Source organism: Variovorax paradoxus EPS (assembly GCF_000184745.1).
Taxonomy (GTDB): Bacteria; Pseudomonadota; Gammaproteobacteria; order Burkholderiales; family Burkholderiaceae_C; genus Variovorax; species Variovorax paradoxus_C.
The window spans coordinates 3,227,850-3,253,779 of sequence record NC_014931.1; the positions used below are offsets into that span (position 1 = coordinate 3,227,850).

Sequence of the window (25,930 nt, forward strand, 5' to 3'; positions counted from 1 at the left end):
GCAAGCGCGTGGCCACGCAGATCGCTCCGGTCGAGCCGATGCTCGCGAAGATCGCCGAGGAGGTGCCGCCCGAAGGCGAATTTCTCTACGAGCCCAAATGGGACGGCTTTCGCGCCATCGTGTTCCGCGACGCGGCGGGCGTGCGCATCCAGAGCCGCGACCTCAAGCCGCTGGACCGCTATTTCCCCGAACTGCATGCGGCCTTGTATGACGGCTTGCCGGCGCGCTGCGTGCTGGACGGCGAGATCGTCATTGCCGGCGCGGCCGGGCTCGACTTCGATGCCTTGCTGCAGCGCGTGCATCCGGCGGCTTCCCGCGTCGAGCGCCTCGCGAGCGAAACGCCGGCGTCGTTCGTGGCCTTCGACCTGCTGGCGCTCGAAGGCCGGGACCTCCAGCACCGCAGCCAGAGCGAGCGGCGGATGCTTCTGGAAGCGTTCATGGCCGACGTCGGCCCGCCGATCCACCTCACGCCGATGACCGAAAGCCGCGCGGTCGCCCTGCAATGGCTCGACCACTTCGAGGGCGCGGGCCTCGATGGCGTGGTTGCCAAGCGCGCCGACGGCGCCTACCTGCCGGGCGAGCGCGCCATGTTCAAGGTGAAGCACGTGCGTACGGCCGACTGCGTGCTGGCCGGCTTGCGGTGGCACAAGTCCGGCGACGACGCGGTCGGCTCGCTGCTGCTCGGGCTGTGGGACGCGCAGGGCGTGCTGCAGCATGTGGGGGCCACGTCGTCGTTCGACATGGCCACGCGCCGCTCACTGGCGCGGGAGCTCGCGCCGCTCATGCGCAACGCTGGCCGCGGCCATCCCTGGATAGGCTCCGACGACGCGGCCACCGCGGCACTTCAGGCCCGCCAGCGTGCACCCGGCGCGCGGACGCGATGGAATTCCGGCAAGGATCTCTCGTGGGTGCCGCTGCGTCCCGAGCGTGTGTGCGAGGTGCGCTACGACCATCTGCAGGGCGACCGCTTTCGCCACGGCGCCATCTTCGTGCGGTGGCGGCCCGACAAGCCGCCGGCCGCCTGCACCTACGCGCAATGCGAGGTCACGCCGCCCTACGAACTGGCGCGGGTGTTCGCGGCCGAGCGCACGCGCTCGGCTTCGGCTTGAAGCACCGCGCCCCTCAACTCACACCGAGGACGATCGCGCCCGACTCGATGAACCGGTCGAACTCGATCTTGGGAATGGCGGCCGTGAGCGGCTGGCCGTCTTCGGTCCAGGTCAGCACGGCGCTGTCGCCTTCCACGATGACCTGGCATTCGCCTTCGCGAATCTCCAGCAGCGGGCCGTCGCCGGCACGGAACTCGACGGGCGCGACGATGCGCGCACTGATCTGTGTGGGGTTGGATGACATGGCGCCGATGTTTGCCGCGGCCATCCAGCGTGCGCGTGGGACGGCACCGCGTGAGAGGCGAGGGCAATGCCCTCAGCGTCAAGCATGCGGCCGCGCGATGAGAGCCCCTCGAGCGTCGAAGCCCTGAAGATGCGCCGCGGGCTTCGCAGCCCCGCCGCGCGGGACTGTTCCCACGCAGAGGCGCAGCGCCTTCCGACCGCGCACCTCCCGAACGGGACAGCACCATGGCCGGGCGCCTTCCTTCTTCGAGGAGGGGCCCACATTGCCAGGAGCGCACCATGACCAAGGAACCGAAAGAGCAGAAGCCATTTCCCTTTCCCACGTCGGAGAACCATGGCAAGCCGGCCGAGCAAGAAAAACCCGTCGAGCAGCCCGCCAGCGAGGAAGCGCTGGACAGCGGGGTGGAGGAGTCCTTTCCCGCGAGCGATCCGGTGTCCGTCACCGTCACCAAGGTGAAGCTGCCTTCGGCGGAGAAGGACAAGGACGCGGACAAGAACAAGGCACACCAGCGCTGACGGCACGGCAACCATCGACCACCACCGCCACCATGAAGACGGCCCTCCGACCCCGGCCCGCCGCAACGGCGTCTCCCGCCCCTCAGTCGCAGTTGCAATCACAGTTGCAGCCGCAGCCCCAGCCGCGCAGCCTCGTGACATGGAACCTCGATCCGGCGGCCTACTGCAGCGCGCATGAGCACGCCACCCGCAGCGAATTTGCGCGGCGGCTCGCTGTGCTCACGGGCTGCACCTACGCCGGTGACTACGACGAGCGGCAGCCCTATGCAACGGCGCCGTACTTCGTGCCCAGCAACACGGTGACGGACGCCGGCCTCGCGCAAGCGATGGGCATTGCCGGTGTGCACGACCTGTTCGGCGGCGTGGTGCCGCACCCGTTCATCGCCACCAAGGCCATCACCCATCCGGTGGCCGGGGCCGGTGCGCCGCAACCGGCCGGGTGGAACCCACGCTTCGCCCCCGAGATCGCCGGTTCGGCGCTGGCAGGGTTCTCGTGCTTCTCGCGTGCGGAGGCGCGCCGGGCAGGGCGCACGCTGCTCGGCGCGGGCGTGGTGCGCATCAAGCCGGTGACCGCGACCGGCGGCCGGGGCCAGGTCGTGGCGCACAGCGCCGATGCGCTGGACCGCTGCATCGATGCCATGGACGAGGCCGACATCGCCAGCCACGGCGTGGTGATCGAAGAGAACCTGGAGCGCCCCGTCACCTACAGCGTCGGGCAGGTGATCGTGGCGCGCATGGTCGTGAGCTACTACGGCCAGCAGCGCCTGGCGCGCGACAACGCGGGAGAAGAGGTTTACGGCGGCTCCGATCTCACGCTGGTGCGCGGCGACTTCGAAGCGCTGCTCGCCACCGCCGACCTCGCACCGCCGCTTCGCCACGCGATCGACCAGGCCCGGCGCTACCACCGCGCCGTGATCGATTGCTACCCGGGCTTCTTCGCCTCGCGCACGAACTACGACGTGGCCCAAGGCACCGGGCACGGCGGCGCGTGGCGCTCGGGCGTGCTGGAACAGTCGTGGCGGGTGGGCGGCGCCACGGGCGCCGAGATCGCGGCGCTCGAATCGTTCCATGCGGACCCGGCCCGCGAGCGCGTTCGCGCATCGACCTTCGAGGTGTACGGGCCGGCCACGGTGCCTGCGCACGCCATCGTTTCCTACCAGGGCGTCGATCCGCAGGTCGGACCGCTCGCCAAATACACCCTCTTGAACCTTCATGCCGACTCGCCATAGCGCCATCGATATCGCCGTGGACGGCCAGCACATCGAAGGCACGCTCTTCGCCGCCTCGACGACCGTGCCCGGCGTGCTGCTGGTGCACGGGTGGGACGGGAGCCAGGAGCAGTACATGAAACGGGCGCAGGAGATCGCCGCACTGGGCTGCGTGTGCCTCACCTTCGACCTGCGCGGCCACGCCCGCCATGCCGCGCAGCGGATGGAAGTGACGCGCGAGGACAACCTGCGCGACGTGCTCGCCGCCTACGACGCACTGGTCGGCCACCCGACCGTCGACCCGGCATCCATTGCCATCGTCGGCAGCAGCTACGGCGGCTACCTCGCCGCGCTGGTGAGCGCGATGCGGCCGGTGCGCTGGCTCGCGCTGCGCGCACCGGCGCTGTACCGCGACCGCGAGTGGGACACGCCCAAGGGCAAGCTGAGCCGCTCCGACCTGGTGACCTACCGTCGCTCGCTGGTCGGCCCCGCCGACAACCGGGCGCTCGCGGCCTGCTCCCGGTTCACGGGCGACGTGCTGATCGTCGAGTCGGAAGACGACCAGACCGTGCCGCACCCGGTGGTCGAGAACTACCTGGCCGCCTTCAAGCGCGTGCGCTCGGTCACGTACCGCGTGCTGTCGGGCGCCGACCACGCGCTGTCGAAGCAGGAATCGCGACAGGCCTACGGTTCCCTGCTGGTGTCGTGGATCACCGAGATGACGCTCGGCGCCAAGGCCACGGCGACGATCACGAAGCCGGTGTCGAAGAGTCCGGCGTGAGCGGGGTGTGAGTGGTGTAGGTGACTGCGCAGGTGTCGATGTAGGACGCGTCCTGCACGAACATGCGCCAAATTCCATCGCCGCCTGTGGGCGCGCGCGCCTTCAATTCCTGCCGCGGCGCACCGCGCACAACGCCCCCAACACAGGAGACACGGCCATGGATTTCGAGGGTATTTACTGTTTCGACACCGCTTCGGTGCGCCTTGCCGTCTACCCCGACGGCCCGCAAGGCGCACGGGTCGTGGCGCAGATTTCCGAAGACACCTTGCACGACGGCTTCGGCACGCGCGAGGTCGGCCACCGGCTGCTGGATGTCTGCAAGAACAACTTCCGCGCGATCGAGCTTGCCGCCGTCGCGCGCTACCGGACGAACAAGCGTCAGTCGGTCATCACGCTGACGCTCGGCGACTTCACGGTGCACCGTAGCGCACAGGCTGCCAACGAGGCCATGCGCACCACGCGCGAGGACGACGCGATCGCCGCCTGAGGGCCCGAGGTTTACGGGAAACCGTTTCATTCGAGGCCGTGCACGCCATTGCGGTGCATTGCAGGGCACCGCACGGGCAGCTCTCTGACACGGCGAGGGGGCAGAGGCCGTAACCGCGACGCCATTCGTTCTTGCAAATTGGTGGCAGCCATGCGGAGGCCAGCGTCGTTCCTTGAACAACCGTTCCGCGGGCCATTCAATTCGAGGAACGCCGGTGCCGTTGAACCATTCACTCCAGGGCGAGCGAGACGCTTATCTTTTTCGGGAAGGGACCCACTCCCGCCTGTATGACTTGCTGGGTTGTCATCCGCAGGAAGAGGGCGGAGCCCACTTCGCGGTGTGGGCGCCGAACGCCGAATCTGTTTCCGTAGTGGGCGACTGGAACTACTGGTCCGGCGATGCCGATCCGCTGCAGCCCAGCCCCGACGGCACGGGCATCTGGCGCGGGCATGTGCCGCAAGCCGCCATCGGGCAGGCCTACAAGTACCGCATCCGTTCGCGCCATAACGGCTACACGGTCGACAAGGCCGACCCGGTCGCCTTCAGCGCCGAGCCGCCGCCCGCCACCGCGTCGCGCATCTGCGAGCTTTCGTACAAATGGGGCGATGCGGAATGGATGGCCAACCGCGGGCCCTTCAATGCGCTCGATGCGCCGCAGTCGGTGTACGAAGTGCACCTGGGCTCATGGCGCCGCAAGGACGGCCAGTTCCTCGGCTACCGCGAGATCGCGCACCAGCTGGCCGACTACGTGACGAAGATGGGCTTCACGCATGTGGAGCTCATGCCGGTGACCGAGCATCCGTTCTACGGCTCGTGGGGCTACCAGACCACCGGCTACTTCGCGCCCACCGCGCGCTTCGGTTCGCCGCAGGACTTCATGTACCTCGTGGACCACCTGCACCAGCAGGGCATCGGCGTGCTGCTGGACTGGGTGCCCTCGCACTTTCCGACCGACGAGCACGGCCTGGGCTACTTCGACGGCACGCACCTGTACGAGCATGCCGATCCGCGCCAGGGCTTCCACCCCGAGTGGAGCTCGAGCATCTTCAATTACGGCCGGCCGGAGGTGCGCAGCTTCCTGGTGTCTTCGGGCCTGTTCTGGCTGGACCTGTACCACCTCGATGGCCTGCGGGTGGACGCGGTCGCCTCCATGCTCTACCTCGACTACGCGCGCAAGCACGGCGAATGGATTCCCAACCGCCACGGCGGGCGCGAGAACCTGGAAGCCATCGACTTCCTGCAGACGCTGAACCGCGCCGTCTACCGCGAGCACCCCGACACCGTCACCGTGGCCGAGGAATCGACCGCCTGGCCGCGCGTCTCGCGCCCCACCGACATGGACGGCCTCGGCTTCGGCGAGAAATGGAACATGGGCTGGATGCACGACACGCTGGCCTACATGAAAGAGGACCCTGTCAACCGCAAGTACCACCACCACAAGCTGACCTTCTCGCTGGTGTATGCCTTCCACGAGAACTTCGTCCTGCCGCTCTCGCACGACGAGGTGGTGCACGGCAAGGGTTCGCTCATCAACAAGATGCCCGGCGACCCCTGGCAGCAGTTCGCCAACCTGCGGGCGCTCTACGGCTTCATGTGGGCGCACCCGGGCAAGAAGCTGCTCTTCATGGGCGGCGAGTTCGGCCAGCGCCGCGAGTGGACGCACGACGGCGAGCTCGAATGGTGGGTCTGCGAGCAGGAAGGGCACGGCGGCGTGCAGCGCCTGGTGGCACAGCTCAACCGCGTGTACCGCGCGGCGCCCGCGCTGCACCAGGTCGACTTCGCTTCGTCGGGCTTCGAGTGGGTCACGGCCAACGACGAGGCCCAGAGCGTGTTCGCGTTCCTGCGCAAGGCCGCCGACGGCAGCCCACCGCTGCTCGTGGTGAGCAACATGACCCCGGTGCCGCGCACCAACTACCTGCTCGGCGTGCCGCTGGGCGGCCACTGGCGCGAGGTGATCAACACCGACGCCACCGAGTTCGGCGGCGCGGGCTGGGGCAATTTCGGGGGCGTCGAGGCGGCGCCCGTGCGTTCCCACGGACACAGGCAATCGGTGTGCATCACCTTGCCGCCCTTGTCCACGCTGATCCTGGAGCACCGGCCCTGATGAAGAACATTTTCTCGACCAAGCCGCTCGCCGCCGCGAGCGCCCTCGATGGCACCGGCATCGGCTTCGACCATGGCGCCTCGCGCGCGGTCATCGACGCGGTGCTGCCCAACGTGGACAACGGCCGCTTCGCGGTCAAGTGCGTGGCGGGCGAGCGCGTGACGGTGCGCGCGCATTGCTTCACCGACGGCCACGACGTGCTGCGCGTGCAGCTGTGCTGGCGCGCGCAAGACCAGAACCAGAAGGAATTCCGCGAGGTGCCGATGAAGCCGCTGGTCAACGATGTGTGGGAGGCCGCGTTTTCCCCGCCGTCGGTGGGCCGCTACGTCTACACCGTGGTCGCGTGGGTCGATCCGTTCGAGTCGTGGCGCCACGAGATGACGCGCCGCGTCGACCCGCAGGACGTGCGCATCGCCGCGCAGGTCGGCGCGCTCGAAATCGCCGCCGCGGCTGCCCGCGCCGAGGGCAGCGACCGCGCCGAGCTGCAGCGCTGGGCCACCGAACTCGATGCCACGGCCGCCAACCCGGGCGCGGACGTGACATCGCTCAAGGCGCTGGCGCTGGACGACGAATACGCCGATCTGGTGCGCCGCCACCCCGACCGCCGGCATGCGGTGCGCCATCCGGTCGAACTGCCGCTGGTCGCGGATCGCGAACGCGCGCGCTTCAGCACCTGGTACGAACTCTTTCCGCGCTCGGCCGGCACCATGCCCGGTGTGCACGGCACCTTCAGGGACGTGGAGGCGCGCCTGCCGGCCATCGCCGCGATGGGCTTCGACGTGCTGTATTTCCCGCCGATCCATCCGGTCGGCCGCATGCAGCGAAAAGGCCCGAACAATGCGCTCGAAGCCGGACCCGATGACGTGGGCAGCCCCTGGGCCATCGGCGCGGCCGAGGGCGGGCACAAGTCGATCCTGCCGGCGCTCGGCACCGAAGAAGACTTTCGGCACCTGCTCGCGCGCGCGGCCGACCACGGGCTGGAGATCGCGCTGGACATCGCCTTCCAGTGCGCGCCCGACCACCCCTACGTGAAGGCGCACCCCGACTGGTTCCGCTGGCGCCCCGACGGCACGGTGCAGTACGCGGAGAACCCGCCCAAGAAGTACCAGGACATCTACCCCTTCAACTTCGAGTGCGAGGACTGGCGCGGCCTCTGGGCCGAACTCAAGAGCGTGTTCGACCACTGGATCGGGGAGGGCGTGCGCATCTTCCGCGTGGACAACCCGCACACCAAGGCCTTCCCGTTCTGGGAGTGGGTCATCGGCGAAGTGAAGCGCGAGCACCCCGACACCATCTTCCTGGCCGAAGCCTTCACCCGGCCGAAGGTGATGCACCGGCTCGCGAAGCTGGGCTTCTCGCAGAGCTACACCTACTTCACCTGGCGCAACACGAAAGAGGAGCTGCAGGCTTACTTCACCGAACTCTCGACCGCGCCCGGCATCGACTACTTCCGCCCCAATGCCTGGCCCAACACGCCGGACATCCTGCACGAGCAGTTGCAGACCGGCGAGCCCGCGGTGTACATGTCGCGCCTCGTGCTGGCCGCCACGCTCGCGGCCAACTACGGCATCTACGGGCCGGCCTACGAACTGCGCGAGCACCTGCCGCGCGGCCCGGGCAGCGAGGAGTACCTCGACTCCGAGAAGTACCAGCTGCGCCACTGGAACCACGACGACCCGGCCAGCCTTGCGCCTTTCATCGCGCGGGTGAACCGAATCCGCCGCGAGAACCCGGCGCTGCAGCGCGACCGGGGCCTGCGCTTTTTGCACGTGGACAACGACCAGTTGCTCGCCTATGCCAAGGCATCGCCGGACGGCGACAACGTGGTGGTCACCGTGGTCAACCTCGACCCGCACAACGCCCAGTGGGGCTGGGTCGGGCTGGAGCCCGCGAGCGTGGGCGTGAAGGACGGGCAGCCGTTCCAGATGCACGACCTGCTGAGCGGCCAGCGCTTCACCTGGCAGGGCGACTGGCACTACGTGAGGCTCGATCCGCACAGCGTGCCGGCGCACATCTTCGTGGTGCGTCGCCGACATGGCGACGAGCGCGACTTCGACTACTTCCTGTAGCCGAGAAGCCGAGAAGCCGAGAAGCCGAGAAGCCGAGAAGCCGAGAAGCCAAGAAGCCAAGAAGCCGAGAAGCCGAGAAACAACAAAGAAACGAAGGAAGGTTTGTCGCCCATGAATGCACCCGTCTCCCACATCGCGCTTGAAACCGTCGAGATCGACAACAGCGACGATCCGCTGTGGTACCGCGACGCGGTGATCTACCAGCTCAACGTCAAGGCCTTCTTCGACTCCAACAACGACGGCATGGGCGACTTCAAGGGCGTGACCGCCAAGCTCGACTATGTGAAGGAGCTGGGCGTCAACACCATCTGGCTGATGCCGTTCTACCCGTCGCCGCTGCGGGACGACGGCTACGACATCTCCGAGTACGAGGACGTGCATCCGCAGTACGGCACGCTGGACGATTTCCGCGAGATGCTGGCCGAGGCGCACAAGCGCGGCCTGCGCGTCATCACCGAGCTGGTCATCAACCACACCTCGAGCGAGCACCCGTGGTTCAAGGCCGCGCGCCTCGCGCCGCCCGGTTCGCCCGAGCGCAACTTCTATGTGTGGAGCGACACCGACCAGATCTACCAAGGTACGCGGATCATCTTCACCGACACCGAAACCTCGAACTGGACCTGGGACCCGGTCGCCAAGCAGTACTTCTGGCACCGCTTCTTCAGCCACCAGCCGGACCTGAACTTCGACAACCCGGCGGTGATGGAAGCCATCCTGAAGACGATGAAATTCTGGCTCGACATGGGCGTGGACGGCTTCCGCCTGGATGCCATTCCCTACCTGGTGGAGCGCGACGGCACCAGCAACGAGAACCTGCCCGAGACGCATGCGGTCATCAAGCAACTGCGCGCGGCCATCGACGCGCAGTACAAGAACCGCTTCCTGCTGGCCGAGGCCAACATGTGGCCGGAGGACGTGCGGGAGTACTTCGGCGACGGAGACGAGTGCCACATGGCGTATCACTTCCCGCTGATGCCGCGCATGTACATGGCCATCGCGCAGGAAGACCGGCACCCGATCGTGGAAATCATGGCGCAGACGCCCGACATTCCCGAGGGCTGCCAGTGGGCGATTTTCCTGCGCAACCACGACGAGCTCACGCTCGAGATGGTGACCAGCAAGGAGCGCGACTACATGTACACCATGTACGCGGCCGACATGCGCGCGCGCATCAACCTGGGCATCCGCCGGCGCCTGGCGCCGCTGATGGAAAACGACCTGGACCGCGTGAAGCTCATGAACGGCATGCTGCTGTCGATGCCGGGCTCGCCGATCATCTACTACGGCGACGAGATCGGCATGGGCGACAACGTGTTCGTGGGCGACCGCAACGGCGTGCGCACGCCGATGCAGTGGAGCCCCGACCGCAATGCCGGCTTCTCGCGCGCCGACCCGCAGCGCCTGTACCTGCAGCCGATCATGGACCCGATGTTCGGGTACGAGGCGCTCAACGTGGAGACACAGGCGCGCGACAGCAGTTCGCTCCTGAACTGGACCAAGCGCATGCTCGCGGTGCGCAAGACCAGCCATGCCTTCGGCCGCGGCAAGCGGCGCTTTCTGAAGCCGGGCAACCGCAAGATCCTCGCGTACCTGAGCGAGTACGACGGCGACGTGATCCTCACCGTGTTCAACCTCTCGCGCGCCGCGCAGCCGGTGGAGCTCGACCTCTCGGAGTTCAAGGGCTTCGTGCCCATCGAGATGCTGGGCCGCGCGCCGTTCCCGCCCATCGGCGAGCTGCCGTACCTGCTCACGCTGGCCTCGTACGGCTTCTACTGGTTCAAGCTCACGGCCGAGGCCGATGCGCCCAGCTGGCACGAGCAGGGCGTGGCGCTGCAGGAGTGGCCCACGCTGGTGCTGTTCGACGGCTGGACCAGCTTCTTCCGCGAGCGCGTGATGCCGTGGCGCATCGGCATGTCAGAGCGCATGCGCACCCAGTTCGAGCTGGAGACGCTGCCGCGCCACATAGAGATCCAGCGCTGGTATGCCTCCAAGGGCACGGCCATCCGCCGCGCGCGGGTGGTCGACCACGCCGTGTGGGAAGCCAACGGGCAGAGCTGGCTGTTGCCGCTGCTCGACCTGGACGGCCCGCCCGGCGGCGCCACTTACTTCATGCCGCTCGCGCTGGCGTGGGAAGAGCGCGACGAGGAGCGCATGGCCGGCGTGGCGCAGGCCGCCATCGCCCGCATCCGCCAGCAGGCGCAGGTCGGCCTGATGGGCGATGCCTTCTACGACGAGGCCTTCTGCCGCGAGCTGGTGCGCACCATCGGCAACGGCGCCGAAGTGCCCACGGCCAACGGCAAGCTGGTGTTCAAGCCGACGGCGGCCTTTGCGGAGATGGCGGTCGACATCGACGCGCTGCCGGTCGGCCGCCCGAGCGGCGTGAGCAGCAACACGGTGGTCACGCTGAACGAAACGCTGTTCCTCAAGGGCTACCGCCATGTGCGCGAGGGCATCAACCCCGAGCTGGAGATGGGCCGCTTCCTCACCGAGGTGGCGCGCTACCCGAACTGCGTGCCGGTGCTCGGCGCGCTGGAGTACATGACCCACGACGGCCGCACCATGACGCTGGCGATGGTGCAGAGCTACATGGCCAACCAGGGCGACGGCTGGGACTACACGCTGGGGTATCTCGAACGGTTCCTGCGCGACGCGGCCACCACCGACGGCAACGCGCCCGAGGCGACGGAGGTGGCCGACGTGCACGGCGGCTTCCTCGCGCTCATGGCCACGCTGGGCCGGCGCACGGCCGAGCTGCACCGCGCGCTCGCCACGCGCACCGGCGCCGCGGCCTTCGACCCCGAGCCGCTCGCGCCCGCCGACCACGCGGGCTTCAAGGCGCATGCGGCCGAGGACGCCACCGCCACGCTCGCGCTGCTGCGCGAACGCATCGACCTGCTGCCGGGTGCCGCGCAGGCCGATGCGCGCACGCTGCTCGACGCGGCCGATGCGCTGCAGGCCGGCATCGCGTCGCGCCGGCCGGTGGAGGGCGTGGGCGTCAAGACCCGCTACCACGGCGACTACCACCTGGGCCAGGTGCTGGTGAAGGACAACGACTTCGTCATCATCGATTTCGAGGGCGAACCCGCGCGCACCTTCGACGAGCGCCGCACCAAGGGCTCGCCGCTGCGCGACGTGGCGGGCATGCTGCGCTCGTTCAACTACGCGCGCTGGTCGGCCCTGCGCCGGGTGGCGCAGAGCCCGGAGGAGGCCGAGCGCCTCGCCGCGCCGGCCATCGCCTGGGAACAGGCCACGCGCGCGGCTTTCCTGGCCGGCTACGGCGATGCGGTGGACACCGAGCTGCTCGCGCTGTTCGAGCTCGACAAGGCGCTGTACGAGCTGCGCTACGAGCTCAACAACCGCACCGACTGGGCACAGGTCCCGCTGCACGGCGTGCTCGCGCTCATCCGGCCGGCCCGCGGCTGATCCGGCGACACGACGCGGACGACACGAACGCACGACACACACAACACGACATCGAGGAAGAACACACATGGAAAATTTCGGCATTCACCTGGAGCCGCTGCGCGCCATCCTCTACCAGGTCGGCGCCTTCATTCCGCGCCTCCTGATCGGGCTGGTGGTCGTCGTCGCCGGCTGGCTCATCGCCAAGGCGGCGCGCTTCGCGGTCACCAAGGCGCTGCGCGCCATCAACTTCAACGTGCTCACCGAGCGCGCGGGCCTCGACAACTTCCTGCGCCAGGGGGGCCTCGCAGGCGACACGAGCAGCGTGTTCGGCATCCTCACCTACTGGCTGGTGATCCTGGCCTCGCTGCTCATCGCCTTCAACGGCATGGGCCTGAGCTACATCGCGGACCTCCTGGGGCGCATCGTCTGGTTCGTTCCGAACGTGTTCGTGGCGCTCCTGGTGCTGGCCTTCGGCTCGTACTTCGCGCGCTTCGTGGGCGAGGCGGTGTCCAGCTATTTCCGCGGCGTGAAGATGCAGGACGCGGTGGCGTTCGGCAAGGTCGCGCAGTACGCGGTGATGGCCTTCGTGATCCTGATTGCGCTCGACCAGATCAAGGTGGGCGGCGACATCGTGCGCGAAAGCTTCCTCGTGATCCTGGCGGGCGTGGTTTTTGCACTGGCCCTGGCATTCGGGCTCGCCGGCAAGGACTGGGCGAAGGCGCAGATCGAGCGCTGGTGGCCCAGGCAAATCAAGGACAGCAAGGCGCCGACGCCCGGAGTGACGCCCGTGGGCACCCCTCCGCGATTCGACAGCGACCGGCCGCCGCGCTGAACCGATGAAGAGCGAACGCTGAACAAATGACCGAACAAACGACTGCACGAACGACTGAAACACCGGCTTCCTGAATGACACGAAAAACCAATCCGACGATCACCGCCATCTGGCCCGGACGGCCCTATCCGCGAGGCGCCACCTGGGACGGGGAGGGCGTGAACTTCGCACTGTTCTCGCAACACGCCACCCAGGTCGAGCTGTGCCTCTTCGACGAGCGCGGCCGCCATGAACTGCAGCGCATTCCGCTGCGCGAGCGCACCGACGGCGTGTGGCACTGCTACCTGCCCGAGGCGCGCCCGGGCCAGGCCTACGGCTACCGGGTGCACGGCCCCTACAAGCCGGAAGAGGGCCATCGTTTCAACGCCCACAAGCTCCTGCTCGACCCCTATGCGAAAGACCTGGTAGGCGACCTGCGCTGGGGCGATGCGCTCTACGGCTACACGGTCGGCAGCAAGCGCGAAGACCTTTCCTTCGACCGCCGCGACAGCGCACCGCTGATGCCCAAGGGCCGCGTGCTGGAGACCGCCTTCACCTGGGGCGACGACCGCCGCCCCTCGGTGCCGTGGCAGGACATGGTGATCTACGAGATGCACGTGCGCGGCTTCACCATGACGCACCCCGACGTGCCGCCCGAGTTGCGCGGCACCTACGCCGGCCTCGGCTGCGCGCCGGTGGTCGACTACCTCAAGCGCCTGGGCGTGACAACGGTCGAGCTGCTGCCGGTGCACAGCTTCCTGAACGATCGGCACCTGGCCGAGAAGGGCCTGCAGAACTACTGGGGCTACAACACCTTCGGCTACTTCGCCCCCGAAATGCGCTATAGCGCCTCGGGCAAGGTGAAGGAGTTCAAGACCATGGTGAAGACGCTGCACTCCGCGGGCATCGAGGTGATCCTGGACGTGGTCTACAACCACACCTGCGAGGGCAACCAGCTCGGCCCGACGCTCTCGATGCGCGGCGTGGACAACGCCTCGTACTACATCGTCAATTCAGACAACCGCCGCTACTACGACGACTTCACCGGCTGCGGCAACACGGTGAACCTGGAGCATCCGCATGCGCTGCAACTGGTGATGGACTCGCTGCGCTACTGGGCCGAGGAGATGCACGTGGACGGCTTCCGCTTTGATCTGGCCTCGGCGCTTGCGCGCGAATCGGGCAAGGTGGAGAACCTGGGCGGCTTCTTCGATGCGATCCGCCAGGACCCGACGCTCAACCGCGTGAAGCTCATCGCCGAGCCGTGGGACCTGGGCCACGGCGGTTACCAGGTGGGCAACTTCCCGCTTGGCTGGGCCGAGTGGAACGACCAGTACCGCGACGGCCTGCGCGGCTTCTGGAAGGGCGACGGCGGGCTCATCGGCGAGGTGGCCAAGCGCGTCACCGGCTCCGAAGACCTCTACGGCTGGTCGGGCAAGCGGCCCAGCGCCAGCATCAACTTCATCACCGCGCACGACGGCTTCACGCTGCACGACCTGGTCTCCTACAACGACAAGCACAACGAGGCGAACGGCGAAGACAACCGCGACGGCAACAGCCACAACGTGTCGTGGAACTGCGGCGTCGAGGGGCCGACCGACGACCCCGAGGTGGTGACGCTGCGCGAGCGCCAGAAACGCAACCTGCTCGCCACGCTGCTGCTGTCGCAAGGCGTGCCGATGTTGCTGGCGGGCGACGAGCGCGGCCACACGCAGCAGGGCAACAACAACGTCTATTGCCAGGACAACGAACTCGGCTGGCTCGACTGGACGCCCACGCCCGAGCGCCTGGCGCTCGCGACCTTCGTGGAGCGCGTGGTGGCGCTGCGCCGCGCGCACCCGTCGTTCCGCCGCCGCACTTTCTTCGCGGGCAAGCCGGCGGAAGGCGAGACCGTGACCGACGTCTACTGGCTCAAGCCCGACGGCCAGGAGATGCGGCCCGAGGACTGGAACGACGCCAACGCCCGCTGCATCGCGATGTACATCCCCGGTGGCGGCATCGCCGACCGCGGCCCGCGCGGCGAGGCGCAGCACGACGACGACTTCCTGGTGCTGATGAATGCGCACCACGACGAGATCGCCTTCACGCTGCCGGCGGCGCCGCATGGTTCATGGCGGCTCTTGGTGGACACCGCGAGCAATTCGCCGCCGCCCACGACCGAGGACGCGGCCTCGCTCGCTCCTGCCTGGGCCGAGCCGGCCTATCCGTTGCAATGCCGCTCGCTCGTCGTGATGAGCCGGCCGGATGTGCGGCCATGAGCCGCCGGGCCGTTCCCAAGGCGAATGCCGCAGCGCGAAGCGCGGAGGCCAACCAATGAGCGCCCATTCGCATCGCATGCCGTTCGGCGCCACGGTGCAGGCCGACGGCGTGGCGTTCGCGCTCTGGGCGCCGTCAGCGGAAACCATCGTGCTCGAACACCAATCCGAGTCCCGGCCGATGACCCGCGACGGCGGCTGGCATCGCCTGACGGTGCCGAGCGCCAAGCCCGGTGACCGCTACAGCTACCGCCTTGCCGACGGCACCCGCGTGCCCGACCCGGCCTCGCGCTGCAACCCCGACGACGTGCACGGCCCGAGCCTGGTGATCGACCCGGCACGGTTCGCATGGACCGACGACGGCTGGCGCGGCCGGCCATGGGAAGAGGCGGTGGTCTACGAAATGCACGTCGGCACCTTCACCGACGAGGGCACCTTCAACGCGGCGCGCGAGCGCCTGGGTGCGCTCGCCGAACTCGGCATCACCGCCCTCGAAATCATGCCGCTCGCGGATTTCCCGGGCCGGCGTAACTGGGGCTACGACGGCGTGCTGCACTACGCGCCCGATGCCTCCTACGGCACGCCCGACGAATTGAAGGCGCTGGTCGACACGGCGCACTCGCTCGGCTTGATGGTGCTGATCGACGTGGTCTACAACCACTTCGGCCCGGAGGGCAACTACCTGCACGCCTACTGCCCCGAGTTCTTCAACGCCGGCAAGCAGACGCCGTGGGGCGCGGCGATCAACTTCGACGGGCCGCAATCGCGCACGGTGCGCGACTTCTTCGTGCACAACGCGCTCTACTGGATCGAGGAGTTCCGCTTCGACGGCCTCCGCATGGATGCGATCCACGCGATTCACGATGAGACCCGGCCGCACATCGTGCGGGAGATCCGCGAGGCGATCGATGCCGGTCCGGGGCGGGAACGCCATGTGCACCTGGTGCTGGAAAACGAGACCAACCAGGCGTCGATGCTTGCGCGCGACGGCCGCGGCCAGCCCGTGGCCGGCACCGCGCAATGGAACGACGACCTGCACCACGCGGTGCACGTGCTGGCCACCGGCGAGCGCGACGGCTATTACATCGACTACGCCGACGAGCCGGTGCGGCGCCTCGCGCTCGCGCTGGCCGAGGGCTTCATCTACCAGGGGCAGGCTTCGGCATTCCGCCAGGGCGAGCCGAGGGGCGAGGCGAGCACCGGCCTGCCGCCGCAGGCCTTCGTGTCGTTCCTGCAGACGCACGACCAGGTCGGCAACCGCGCATTCGGCGAGCGCATCCACGCGCTGGGCGATCCGGTGCTGGTGCGCGCGGCCATGGCCTGCCTGCTGCTGTCGCCGCATGTGCCGATGCTCTTCATGGGCGACGAGTTCGCTGCCTCCACGCCGTTCCAGTACTTCTGCGACTTCGGGCCGGAGCTGGCGAACGCGGTGTCCGAAGGGCGGCGCTCGGAGTTCGGCGGCTTCGCGGCCTTCAAGGACGAAGCGGCCCGCGCGCGCATTCCCGATCCGAACGCCGAGGCGACTTTCCTCGCCTCGAAGCTGCGCTGGCGCGAGCGCGGCACACGCGCGCATTTCTCGCGCCTCTGCGAGGTGCAGCAGCTGCTGGACCTGCGCCACAAGCGAATCGTTCCGCACCTGGCGGGGATGGCAGGCGCTGGCACCTTCCGCTGCGAAAACGACACGCTGCGCGTGCAATGGGACCTCGGGCCCGTCGCCGAAGGCGCGCCGCCGCTGCGGCTGCACATGCTGGCCCACTTCGGGGCCGAGCCGGCAGAGGGCGTGGAGATGCCGCCCGGCGAGACGATCCACAGCGATGGCGTCGGCGGCCGTGAAGGCGCACGGCAACTCGCGCGTGGCGCGGTGCATGTGACGCTGGAGGCAGTGCATGGTGGATGAGGCGAATCACGGCCCGGTCGGCGGCGATCTCGGGCGGTTGTGCGAACACTTCGGCATTGCGACAGGTTATTTCGACGCTTTCGGCGTGCGGTGCGAAGTCTCCGCACGGAGCCTCGTCGCGCTGCTCGGCGAATTCGGCGTGAAGCTCGACAACGCGGGCGATGCAGGCCGTGCACTCGACGTAGCACGCCGTGCGCGCTGGGCCGAGGCATTGCCGCCTGTGCAGGTCGTGCAGGCCGGCAATCCCGCATGGTCGGTGACGCTGCGGGTGCCGGCTTCGATGGGCCGGCTGCGCTGGCGGATCGGCGACGAGCACGGACGGGAAGTCGAAGGCGAGGTCGATGCCGACACGCTGCATGAAAACGGCCGAAGCGAGATCGACGGAACGCTGCTGTGCGAACGCGTGCTGCATGTGCCGCTCGCGCTCGAAGCCGGCTACCACCGGCTGCGCATCGAGGGCCTTCGCGGCGAAACGCTGCTGCTCGCCACGCCGGGCCACTGCTATCGGCCGCCCGCGGTGCGCGAGGGCGGCCGCGTCTGGGGCACGGCGGTGCAGCTCTACAGCCTGCGCTCGCCGCGCAACTGGGGCATCGGCGATTTCGGCGATCTGGAAGACCTCGCGGTGCGCATGTCGGCGCAGGGTGCCGACGTGATCGGCCTCAACCCGCTGCATGCGCTGTTCGCGAGCACGCCGTCGAACGCGAGCCCGTACAGCCCGTCGTCGCGCCAGCAACTCAACGTGCTCTACATCGATGTCGAAGCGGTCGACGGCTTCGCGGACTGCGCGCCGGCCCGCGACCGGGTGCATTCGCCCGACTTCCAGGCGCGGCTCGCGGCACTGCGCGCGGCGCCGTTGGTCGACTACGCCGGCGTGGCCCAGGCCAAGTTCGAAGTGCTGGCCTTGCTCTTCGGCGATTTCTGCGCGCGGCACCTGCCCGCCGAGGGCGCGCCCAGCGAGGAGGGCCGGGCATTCCTGGCCTTCGTCGCGGAGCGCGGCGAGGCGCTGCGGCAGCACGCGCTGTTCGAAACGCTGCAGGCCCACTTTCTTGAGACCGAAGGCGGCGCGTGGGATTGGCACGACTGGCCCGCGGCCTGGCGCGACGCCGATTCTGCCGAGGTGACCGCCTTTGCCGTCGCGCACGCACAGCGCGTGCAGTTCCACCAGTACCTGCAATGGCTCGCGACGCGGCAACTGGCGCGGGTGGCGGCACGCTGCGAAGCGCTCGGCATGGGCGTCGGCCTGTACGTGGATCTCGCGGTGTCGGTCGACCGCGCCGGCTCCGACACCTGGGGCGCGCAGCGGGTGTTCGCGGACGGCGCCAGCGTCGGCGCGCCGCCCGACGAGTTCAACCCCGCGGGCCAGGGCTGGGGCCTGCCGCCGCTGCGGCCCGACCGCCTGCGTGAAGACGGCTACCGCTTCTTCATCGAGACGCTGCGCGCCGGCATGCGCGGCGCGGGCGCACTGCGCATCGACCATGTGATGGGACTGATGCGGCTCTTCTGGATTCCGCAGGGCCGCAGCGCCCGCGAGGGCGCGTACGTGTATTACCCGCTCGCGGAGATGCTGGCCATCGTCGCGATCGAGAGCCACCGGCACCGCTGCATGGTCGTGGGCGAAGACCTCGGCACCGTCGAGGACGCGGTGCGCGAGGCGCTGGCCCGTGCAGACGTGCTCTCGTACCGGCTGCTGTATTTCGAGAAGCGCCACGACGGCGGCTTCAAGCCGCCGGAGGCCTATCCGGCGGCTGCGCTGGTTGCAATCAGCACGCACGACCTCGCGACCTTCGCCGGGTGGTGGACCGCCGCCGACCTGCGCGAGCGGCTCGCGCTCGACCTGTTCCCCGACCCCGCCATCTTCGACAAGCAATTGATGGACCGGGCGCGGGAGCGCATCGAACTGACGCAGGCCTTGCAGCACGCCGGACTGCTCTCGCGCGAGGAGGCGGCAGAGGCCGCAGGGCTCGCGATGCCGTCGCCGCGCCTCGTCGAGGCGGCGCATGCCTTCCTGGCCGCGACGCCCTCGGCGCTGCTGATGGTGCAGCTCGAAGACGTGGCCGGCGTGGTGGCGCAGGCCAACATGCCCGGCACGGTGGACCAGCATCCGAACTGGCGGCGCAAGCTCCCCGAACCGGTCGCCGTGCTGGCGAACGGCGACGGCATGCGCGGGCTGGGCGAGGCGCTGCGCGCAGCGCGGCCACGCCGCATCGATGCCGGCGAAGGCGAATCGCCCGGCCTGCAGACCCGCGTGCCGCGCGCCACCTACCGGCTGCAGTTCCACAAGGACTTCGGCTTCGACGATGCGATCCGCGTGCTGCCGTACCTTGCGAAGCTGGGGGTGAGCCATGTGTACTGCTCGCCGATCCAGCGCGCGCGGCCGGGCAGCATGCATGGCTACGACGTGGTGGCGCATGCCGAGGTGAACCCCGAGCTTGGCGGCGAGGAGGGCTTTGCGCGCTTCGTCGCGGCGCTGAAGGCGAACGGCCTCGGCCAGTTGCTGGACATGGTGCCCAACCACATGGGCGTGTTCGGCGCCGACAACGCGTGGTGGATGGACGTGCTGGAGAACGGGCCGGCTTCGCTTTTTGCGCAGCACTTCGACATCGACTGGCATCCGCTCAATGTCGAGCTGACCGGCAAGGTGCTGCTGCCGGTGCTGGGCGTGCACTACGGCGAGGCGCTGGACAACGGCGAGCTCGTGCTGCGCTTCGAGGACGCCACGGGCAGCTTCGCCGTCACCTATTACGACCATCGGTTTCCGCTTGCGCCGGAGAGCTATCCGGTGGTGCTGGAGCGGGCGCTCTCGCGGCTCGGCGATGCGGCGGCTGCGGCGCGGCTCGCCAGCCTTTCGACGGCGTTCGGGCACCTGCCGCCGCGGGACACGAGCGATCCGAAGGCGCAGGCCGAACGCGTGCGCGACAAGGAACTGCTCAAGGCCCGGCTCGCGCGCCTCGCGGAGCGCCATCCGGCGGTTGCCGAGGCGCTCGTCGCTTCCGTGGCGGAGCTGAACCTCGCGTCGCCCGAAGCGCGCGATGCGCTGCACCGGCTCATCGAACTGCAGGCCTTCCGGCTCGCGCATTGGCGCGTGGCGGCGGACGAGATCAACTACCGGCGCTTCTTCGACATCAACGACCTCGCGGCGGTGCGGATGGAGCGCGACGAGGTGTTCGAGGCCACCCAGTCGTTCGCGCTGGACCTCGCGGCGTCGGGCATGGTGGACGGCTTGCGCATCGACCACCCAGACGGGCTCTACGACCCGGCGGACTACTTCCGCAAGCTCCAGGAAGGCTACGCCCGGCGCGCCGGACTGGTGCTGCCGACGCACGATGCAGAGGGCCGGCCCGCGCGGCCGCTGTACGTGGTCGCCGAAAAGATCGCGGGCGCGCACGAGGAAGTGCCTGAGAGCTGGCATGTGCACGGCACCACCGGCTACCGCTTCGCCAACGTGGCGAACGGCGTGCTGGTCGACACCGCCGCCGAGGCCGCCGTGCTGCATGCATGGCAGCGCTTCACCGGCGAGACGGAGGACTTCGCCGCGATGTCGCGCGCCGGCCGGCGCGAGGTGATGCGCAATGCGCTGTCATCGGAACTGAACGTGCTTTCGACCGAGCTGCTGCGCATCGCGCGGGCTGACCGCAGCACGCGCGACTACACGCTCAATGCGCTGAGGCGCGCGCTGGCCGAGGTCGGCGCGTGCATGCCGGTGTACCGGACCTACATCGTCGAGCACCCGTCGGCGCAGGACGAGCGCTTCATCGACGAGGCCGTGAACGAGGCCGCGCGTCAGAGCGGCGATGCCGACCGCAGCATCTTCGACTTCGTGCGCAGCGCGCTGCGTGGCGAAGCCGTCGCTTCGGCGCCGGCCGCGCTCGGCGAGCGGGTGCGGCGCTTCGCGGTGCGCTTCCAGCAGTTCAGCGCGCCGGTGGCGGCGAAGGGCGTGGAAGACACGGCGTTCTACCGCTACTTTCCGCTCAGTTCGCTCAACGAGGTGGGCGGAGAGCCCGACCAGTTCGGCATCGACGTGGCGACCTTCCATGCGCTCAGTGCCGACCGCGCGAAGCGCTGGCCGCACACCATGCTCGCGACTTCGACGCACGACAACAAGCGCTCCGAAGACGTGCGCAACCGCATCGACGTGCTCTCGGAGATGCCCGACGAATGGATGCAGGCGCTGAGCCGCTGGCACGGCCTGTGCCGCGGCGCGCGCAAGAAGCTGGAAACCGGCGAGGCGCCGTCGCGCGCCGACGAATACCTGCTGTACCAGACGCTGCTGGGCGCCTTGCCGCTGGGCGGGCTCGACGCGGCCACCGCGCCGGCCTTCGCCGACCGCATCTGGCAGTACATGCAGAAGGCCGCGCGCGAAGCCAAGCTGCGCACGCGCTGGTCGCATCCCGATGCCGACTACGAAGCCGCGCTCGAAGGCTTCGTGCGCGAGCTGCTGGCCGATGCGAAAGAGGGCGGCTGCCTCGCCGACATCCAGCGCCTCGCGGACCGGCTCGCCTGGTTCGGCGCATGGAACAGCCTCACGCTCACGCTGCTGAAGTACGGCTCGCCCGGCGTGCCCGATCTCTACCAGGGCAGCGAGCTCATCGAACTGAGCCTGGTCGATCCCGACAACCGGCGGCCGGTGGACTACGCGCTGCGGCAGCAGCAGCTCGATGGGCTGCATGCGATGGCCGACCAGGACGGGCTCGCCGCGCGCATCGGCGACCTGGCTGCTGCGCCGCACGATGGGCGCGCGAAGCTCTGGTTCATCTGGCGATTGCTGTCGCTCAGGGGCCGGCATCCGCTGCTGTTTCGCGAAGGCGGCTACGAGCCGCTGGTGGTCGAAGGGCCGATGGCGCGGCATGTCGTGGCGTTCGCGCGCCAGCATGAGGGGCAGACGCTGGTGATTGTTGCGGGCCGGTTGTTCGTCGGGCTATCGGCGGACGCCGCAGCAGCGCCAACGCTGCCGCCGGCCGCGGCTTGGAACGGCACGACGGTGCGGCTGCCCGAAGGGCTCGGCACGGCGGCGCTTGGCAACCTGCTGACCGGTGAATCCATTCCGGTCGATGCAGGTGCGCGCACGGTGCGGCTGGCCGACGCCTTCCGCCACATGCCGTGGGCGGCGCTGGTGATCGAAAGCGGTCCCTGATCAGCCCAGCACGCGCGGCACCAATTGCACGGTGAGCACGCCCAGCACGCCCTGCGCGGTGACGCAGTGCCACATCAGCGCCGTGTTGTCGAGCGTCGCACGGGCGGCGGGCTGCAGCCTGCCGGTCCATGAGCGCACGAGCACATAGCCGCCCATGAGCAGCAGAACCGCGACATGGAAGGCCTGGTAGCCGAGCAGCATGCCGACGCTCGCGCTCCAGGCCTCGTCGCGCGGATCGAGGCCGGCGCGCCAGTGGCCCGTGAGGTCGAAGCCGAATGCACAGGCGGCAGAGAGCATCGCAAGACCCGCGAGCCATCGCACGGTGCGCTGCGCGGTCGGCTGCAGTGGCCTTCGAACGGCCGCCGCCATGGCGGCCGAGCCCAGCAGCAGCAACACGCCGGAGGCCAACGGCCATTGCAGCGGCGGTAATGCAGCACCCGGCGGTGGGCACACCTCGGCGGCCATCGACAGGTGGATGTGCGTGAACAGGAACGACACGAAGATCGTCATGTCCACCGCGATCAGCACGATCACCGCCCACCACGAATGCGAAGCCGTGCCCGCGGCGTTCACCGGCAGGCGCACGCCGTGGCCCACGTCGGCGGTGGGGGTGGGCGGCGGCTGGTCGGACGCCCACAGCCACCAGAGGATGGCGACGATCGCGAGCAGCCCGAACGCGAATGCGAGCACCGCCTGCGAGACGGTCAGCAGCAGGAAGAATCCGGCCGTGCCCACGGCCGCGACGAACGGCGGCCAGCCATCGGTCGGCAGCCGCAGCAAGTGCAGCGGCCGTGCATCGCGCATGCTGGTGACCAGCGTTTCGCGCCCGCCGAAGACGGTGCCGGGCAGCCAGTGCCGTCCGGCCTCGACCTCTTCGGGCAGCGCCGGCTGGCGCCACAGCGGATAGAGCGAATCGACTTCGGGAATGCTGCGCACGCCGTAGTCGCGCGGCGGCAGCCATTCGAGCGTGCCCGCGCCCCAGGGATTGCCATGGTCCTTTTCGGGCCGGCGCAGCGTGCGCGCCGCGTCGATGAAGAACAGCAGCACGCCCGCCGCGAGCACGAAGGCGCCCACGGTCGACGCCATGTTGAGCCCGTTCCAGCCCAGGTCGCCCGGGTAGGTGTAGACGCGGCGCGGCATGCCCATGAGCCCCGCAATGTGCATCGGGAAGAACGCGAGGTTGAAGCCGCCGAACATCAGCCCGAACACCCAGCGGCCCCAGCGCTCCGAGAGGCGATGTCCGTTGAACACCGGCGCCCAGTAGTAGAAGCCCGCGAACACCGGAAACACCATGCCGCCGATCAGCACGTAGTGCAGGTGCGCGACGATGAAGTAGCTGTCGTGCGCCTGCCAGTCGAAGGGCAGCACCGCCACCATCACGCCGGTGAGCCCGCCCAGCACGAAGATGAAGTGAAAGCCCAGCAAGAAGAGGGTGGGCGCATCGAGCGTGACGCGCCCGCGCCAGAAGGTGGCGATCCAGGCGAACACCTGCAGCCCGCTCGGAATGGCCACCATGAAGCTCGCGGCCGACACCACCAGCATCGAGAGGTTGCCAAGACCGGTGGTGAACATGTGGTGCGCCCAAAGCAGGAAGCTCACCACGCCCACGCCGATGAGCGCCATCACCACCGCGCGGTGACCCACCAGCGGCGTGCGCGCGAGCGTGGCCACCATCACCGAGACCATGCCGGCCGCGGGCAGGAAGATGATGTAGACCTCCGGATGCCCGAAGAACCAGAACAGGTGCTGCCACAGCACCGGGTCGCCACCACGCGCGGCGATGAAGAAGGGCCAGTCGAAGGCGCGTTCGAGTTCCAGCAGCATGGTGGCCGCGATGACCGCGGGGAACGCGAACACGATCATCAGCGCGCTCACCAGCATCGCCCATGCGAACACCGGCATGCGCATGAGCGTCATGCCCGGCGCGCGCGTGAAGAGGATGCCGATGATCAGCTCGATGGCGCCCGCGATGGCCGAGATCTCGATGAAGCCGATGCCCAGCAGCCACCAGTCGGCGCCGCGTCCCGGCGAGAACTCCTTGCTGGTGAGCGGCGGGTACATGAACCAGCCGCCGTCGGGCGATTCGCCGAAGAAGATCGTGCAGAAGAAGGCCAGCCCACCGATTGCATAGGCCCAGAACGCGTAGGCCGAGAGCCGCGGAAACGGCAGGTCGCGCGCGCCGAGCATGCCCGGCAGCAGGTACACCGCAATCGCCTCCACGATCGGCACTGCGAAGAGAAACATCATCACGGTGCCGTGCATCGTGAAGAGTTGGTTGTAGGTCTGCGCGCCCACGAGGTCGTTGCCCGGCACAGCGAGCTGCGTGCGCATCACCAGCGCGAGGATGCCCGCCAGCACGAAGAAGACCATCGCGGTCACGATGTAGAAAACGCCGATGTGCGTGTTGTTGACCGCCGAGAGCAGGCGCCACCCGCGCGGCGCGCGCCACGCGCGTTCGAGCGCCTCGCGTTCGCCTTCGGGACGTTCGTGGCGTTGTTCGGCGGGCTGCGTCATTTCAGTTGCCCGAGGAAAGCCGCGATGGATTGCAGCGTGGCCGCGTCGATGCGCTCGCTCGACGAAGGCATGCGCGCGCCGGGCTTGAGCTGCTGTGTGTGGGCGACCCACGCGGCGAGGTTCTCGGCATCGTTGGGCACCGTGCCCGCGCCGAGATACAGCCGGCTGCCGACGTGCGTGAGGTCGGGGCCGAGGCGGCTTTCCTCGCTCACGCCGCGCACCGTGTGGCAGGCATTGCAGCGGTTCGCGAGGAAGGCTTCGTGGCCGCGTTCGATATCGGAAGAGGAAGAGGAAGAGGAAGAGGAAGAAGAGGAGGAGGGCGGCGCGGCTGGCTTCGCCTGTGCCGCGAGCCAAGCATCGAACTCGGCGGGCGTTTGCGCCACCACATGCAGCGCCATGCGCGCATGCTGCTCGCCGCAGTATTCGGCGCACTGCCCGCGGTACGTGCCGGGGCGGTCGGCCTGCAGCAGCAGGTGCTGCACGCGGCCGGGCAGCATGTCCATCTTGCCGCCGAGCGCCGGCACCCAGAAGCTGTGGATCACGTCGGCGCTGCCGAGGCCGAAGTACACCGGCCGGCCGACGGGAATGCGGATCTCGTTGGCGGTCGCGATCTCCGCGCCGGTCGCGGGGTCGCGGTAGCGCACCTCCCACCACCACATGTGCGCGGTGATGCCGACGATGAGCGCGTCCTTCGGCGGCACGGCCCGCCAGGTCGGCCGGTGCCATTCGCTGTACGCGAAGAGCGCGACCAGCACGACGCTGGGAAACACCACGCCGCCGCCGATGACCCAGAGCCGTGCATGCAGCGTGCCGTCGTGCCGGCGCGCCGCGAGCACCAGCAGCGCCATGACGCCAAGGAAGATCACCGCCGCGCCGCACACGAGCAGGCCGGTGACGCCGAGCAGCGTGTCGGCCACCGGCCCCGCGGCCTGCAATGCCGATTGCGATGGCGACGGTGCGGTGCTCATTCGAGCGCGAGCAGGTAGGCCGCCATGTCGCGCGCATCCTGCGGCGACACGCCCATGGCGGGCATCGCGGTGCCGGGTACCAGAGCGGCCGGCGCGACGATCCATTGCGCAAGCGTGTCGGGCCGGTTCGGCAGGTGGCCCGCGATGTAGCTGCGCCGACCGTAGGCGCTGAGCGGCGGGCCGACCGCGCCCTGTGCAATGGGCACGCCGGGAATCGCATGGCAGCTGCCGCACTGGTACTGCGCGAGCAGGCGCTGGCCCGCCACGCGCTGCGCGGAGGGCGCGCCGCCGTAGGGCAGGTCGCGTTCGCCGAGTTCGCAGCCGCTGGCCAGGGCTGCTAGCAACAGGGCGGCGAGTGCGGCAAAGGTGGCGGAGGGCGCGGCCATCCGCGGATTCTGCGAGCGCGAACGGGGCTTCCGCCGACACGGCATG

16 protein-coding genes are annotated in these 25,930 nt (G+C 68.9%); 12 read left to right on the top strand and 4 right to left on the bottom strand.

Going from position 1 to position 25,930, the window contains the following annotated elements; all coding sequences use genetic code 11:
* The first annotated feature begins 8 nt into the window (after positions 1 to 8).
* Positions 9 to 1,109, top strand: a complete 1,101-nt coding sequence (locus VARPA_RS14950) for an ATP-dependent DNA ligase (RefSeq protein ID WP_013541412.1) — start codon at positions 9 to 11, stop codon at positions 1,107 to 1,109.
* A 13-nt stretch (positions 1,110 to 1,122) separates the two neighbouring features.
* On the opposite strand, the gene VARPA_RS14955 is transcribed toward VARPA_RS14950, so the two are convergent.
* Complete coding sequence (locus VARPA_RS14955) at positions 1,123 to 1,353, bottom strand: hypothetical protein (protein ID WP_041943608.1); 231 nt, start codon at positions 1,351 to 1,353, stop codon at positions 1,123 to 1,125.
* 278 nt (positions 1,354 to 1,631) lie between these two features.
* On the opposite strand from VARPA_RS14955, the gene VARPA_RS14960 reads away from it, so the two are divergent.
* From VARPA_RS14960 to VARPA_RS15010, 11 genes are all read left to right on the top strand, one after another.
* On the top strand, positions 1,632 to 1,868 hold the full coding sequence (locus VARPA_RS14960) for a hypothetical protein (protein WP_013541414.1): 237 nt from the start codon (positions 1,632 to 1,634) through the stop codon (positions 1,866 to 1,868).
* Between the two features lie 32 nt (positions 1,869 to 1,900).
* Positions 1,901 to 3,097, top strand: a complete 1,197-nt coding sequence (locus VARPA_RS14965; RefSeq protein ID WP_013541415.1) for a DUF3182 family protein — start codon at positions 1,901 to 1,903, stop codon at positions 3,095 to 3,097.
* A complete protein-coding gene (locus VARPA_RS14970) occupies positions 3,081 to 3,857 on the top strand; it encodes an alpha/beta hydrolase family protein (RefSeq protein WP_013541416.1) in 777 nt (258 codons plus the stop codon). The genes VARPA_RS14965 and VARPA_RS14970 overlap by 17 nt, the downstream gene beginning before the upstream one ends.
* 157 nt (positions 3,858 to 4,014) lie before the next feature.
* Positions 4,015 to 4,344: a hypothetical protein gene (locus tag VARPA_RS14975; protein WP_013541417.1), complete on the top strand. Its 330-nt coding sequence runs from the start codon at positions 4,015 to 4,017 to the stop codon at positions 4,342 to 4,344.
* 214 nt (positions 4,345 to 4,558) lie between these two features.
* Positions 4,559 to 6,448, top strand: a complete 1,890-nt coding sequence (glgB, locus tag VARPA_RS14980; protein WP_013541418.1) for a 1,4-alpha-glucan branching protein GlgB — start codon at positions 4,559 to 4,561, stop codon at positions 6,446 to 6,448.
* On the top strand, positions 6,448 to 8,517 hold the full coding sequence (locus VARPA_RS14985; protein WP_013541419.1) for an alpha-1,4-glucan--maltose-1-phosphate maltosyltransferase: 2,070 nt from the start codon (positions 6,448 to 6,450) through the stop codon (positions 8,515 to 8,517). Before glgB ends, VARPA_RS14985 begins: the two co-directional genes overlap by 1 nt.
* Before the next feature lie 111 nt (positions 8,518 to 8,628).
* Positions 8,629 to 11,940, top strand: coding sequence for a maltose alpha-D-glucosyltransferase (gene treS, locus VARPA_RS14990; protein ID WP_013541420.1), 3,312 nt, complete (start codon positions 8,629 to 8,631; stop codon positions 11,938 to 11,940).
* A gap of 67 nt (positions 11,941 to 12,007) precedes the next feature.
* Entirely contained in the window at positions 12,008 to 12,754 is a 747-nt protein-coding gene (locus tag VARPA_RS14995) for a mechanosensitive ion channel family protein (protein WP_013541421.1), read from the top strand.
* Positions 12,755 to 12,828: 74 nt separating this feature from the next.
* Positions 12,829 to 14,991 carry a glycogen debranching protein GlgX gene (gene glgX, locus VARPA_RS15000; protein ID WP_013541422.1) on the top strand — a complete coding sequence of 721 codons (2,163 nt, stop codon included), beginning with the start codon at positions 12,829 to 12,831 and terminating at the stop codon, positions 14,989 to 14,991.
* A 55-nt stretch (positions 14,992 to 15,046) separates the two neighbouring features.
* Entirely contained in the window at positions 15,047 to 16,885 is a 1,839-nt protein-coding gene (treZ, locus tag VARPA_RS15005) for a malto-oligosyltrehalose trehalohydrolase (RefSeq protein WP_013541423.1), read from the top strand.
* Positions 16,875 to 22,016, top strand: coding sequence for a malto-oligosyltrehalose synthase (locus VARPA_RS15010; protein WP_013541424.1), 5,142 nt, complete (start codon positions 16,875 to 16,877; stop codon positions 22,014 to 22,016). The genes treZ and VARPA_RS15010 overlap by 11 nt, the downstream gene beginning before the upstream one ends.
* Here the strand turns inward: VARPA_RS15010 and ctaD are convergent, their stop codons facing one another.
* Genes ctaD through VARPA_RS15025 form a run of 3 tightly spaced genes read right to left on the bottom strand, consistent with a single transcriptional unit; the run spans position 22,017 to position 25,884 of the window.
* The gene (ctaD, locus tag VARPA_RS15015) at positions 22,017 to 24,530 is read right to left on the bottom strand and encodes a cytochrome c oxidase subunit I (RefSeq protein ID WP_013541425.1); all 2,514 of its coding nucleotides are present in this window, start codon (positions 24,528 to 24,530) and stop codon (positions 22,017 to 22,019) included. It lies immediately after the preceding gene.
* Complete coding sequence (coxB, locus tag VARPA_RS15020; RefSeq protein ID WP_013541426.1) at positions 24,527 to 25,498, bottom strand: cytochrome c oxidase subunit II; 972 nt, start codon at positions 25,496 to 25,498, stop codon at positions 24,527 to 24,529. Before coxB ends, ctaD begins: the two co-directional genes overlap by 4 nt.
* Positions 25,495 to 25,884 carry a c-type cytochrome gene (locus tag VARPA_RS15025; RefSeq protein ID WP_013541427.1) on the bottom strand — a complete coding sequence of 130 codons (390 nt, stop codon included), beginning with the start codon at positions 25,882 to 25,884 and terminating at the stop codon, positions 25,495 to 25,497. The genes coxB and VARPA_RS15025 overlap by 4 nt, the downstream gene beginning before the upstream one ends.
* Positions 25,885 to 25,930: the final 46 nt, after the last annotated feature.

What these genes read in the sequence shown, in the direction of transcription:
- treZ (WP_013541423.1), top strand. Translation starts at nt 15,047, where the DNA reads ATGAGCGCCCATTCGCATCGCATGCCGTTCGGCGCCACGGTGCAGGCC.
- VARPA_RS14970 (WP_013541416.1), top strand. Translation starts at nt 3,081, where the DNA reads ATGCCGACTCGCCATAGCGCCATCGATATCGCCGTGGACGGCCAGCAC.
- VARPA_RS14955 (WP_041943608.1), bottom strand. Translation starts at nt 1,353, where the DNA reads ATGTCATCCAACCCCACACAGATCAGTGCGCGCATCGTCGCGCCCGTC.
- ctaD (WP_013541425.1), bottom strand. Translation starts at nt 24,530, where the DNA reads ATGACGCAGCCCGCCGAACAACGCCACGAACGTCCCGAAGGCGAACGC.
- glgX (WP_013541422.1), top strand. Translation starts at nt 12,829, where the DNA reads ATGACACGAAAAACCAATCCGACGATCACCGCCATCTGGCCCGGACGG.
- coxB (WP_013541426.1), bottom strand. Translation starts at nt 25,498, where the DNA reads ATGAGCACCGCACCGTCGCCATCGCAATCGGCATTGCAGGCCGCGGGG.
- VARPA_RS15010 (WP_013541424.1), top strand. Translation starts at nt 16,875, where the DNA reads ATGGTGGATGAGGCGAATCACGGCCCGGTCGGCGGCGATCTCGGGCGG.
- VARPA_RS14960 (WP_013541414.1), top strand. Translation starts at nt 1,632, where the DNA reads ATGACCAAGGAACCGAAAGAGCAGAAGCCATTTCCCTTTCCCACGTCG.
- VARPA_RS15025 (WP_013541427.1), bottom strand. Translation starts at nt 25,884, where the DNA reads ATGGCCGCGCCCTCCGCCACCTTTGCCGCACTCGCCGCCCTGTTGCTA.
- VARPA_RS14985 (WP_013541419.1), top strand. Translation starts at nt 6,448, where the DNA reads ATGAAGAACATTTTCTCGACCAAGCCGCTCGCCGCCGCGAGCGCCCTC.
- VARPA_RS14965 (WP_013541415.1), top strand. Translation starts at nt 1,901, where the DNA reads ATGAAGACGGCCCTCCGACCCCGGCCCGCCGCAACGGCGTCTCCCGCC.
- treS (WP_013541420.1), top strand. Translation starts at nt 8,629, where the DNA reads ATGAATGCACCCGTCTCCCACATCGCGCTTGAAACCGTCGAGATCGAC.
- VARPA_RS14995 (WP_013541421.1), top strand. Translation starts at nt 12,008, where the DNA reads ATGGAAAATTTCGGCATTCACCTGGAGCCGCTGCGCGCCATCCTCTAC.
- VARPA_RS14975 (WP_013541417.1), top strand. Translation starts at nt 4,015, where the DNA reads ATGGATTTCGAGGGTATTTACTGTTTCGACACCGCTTCGGTGCGCCTT.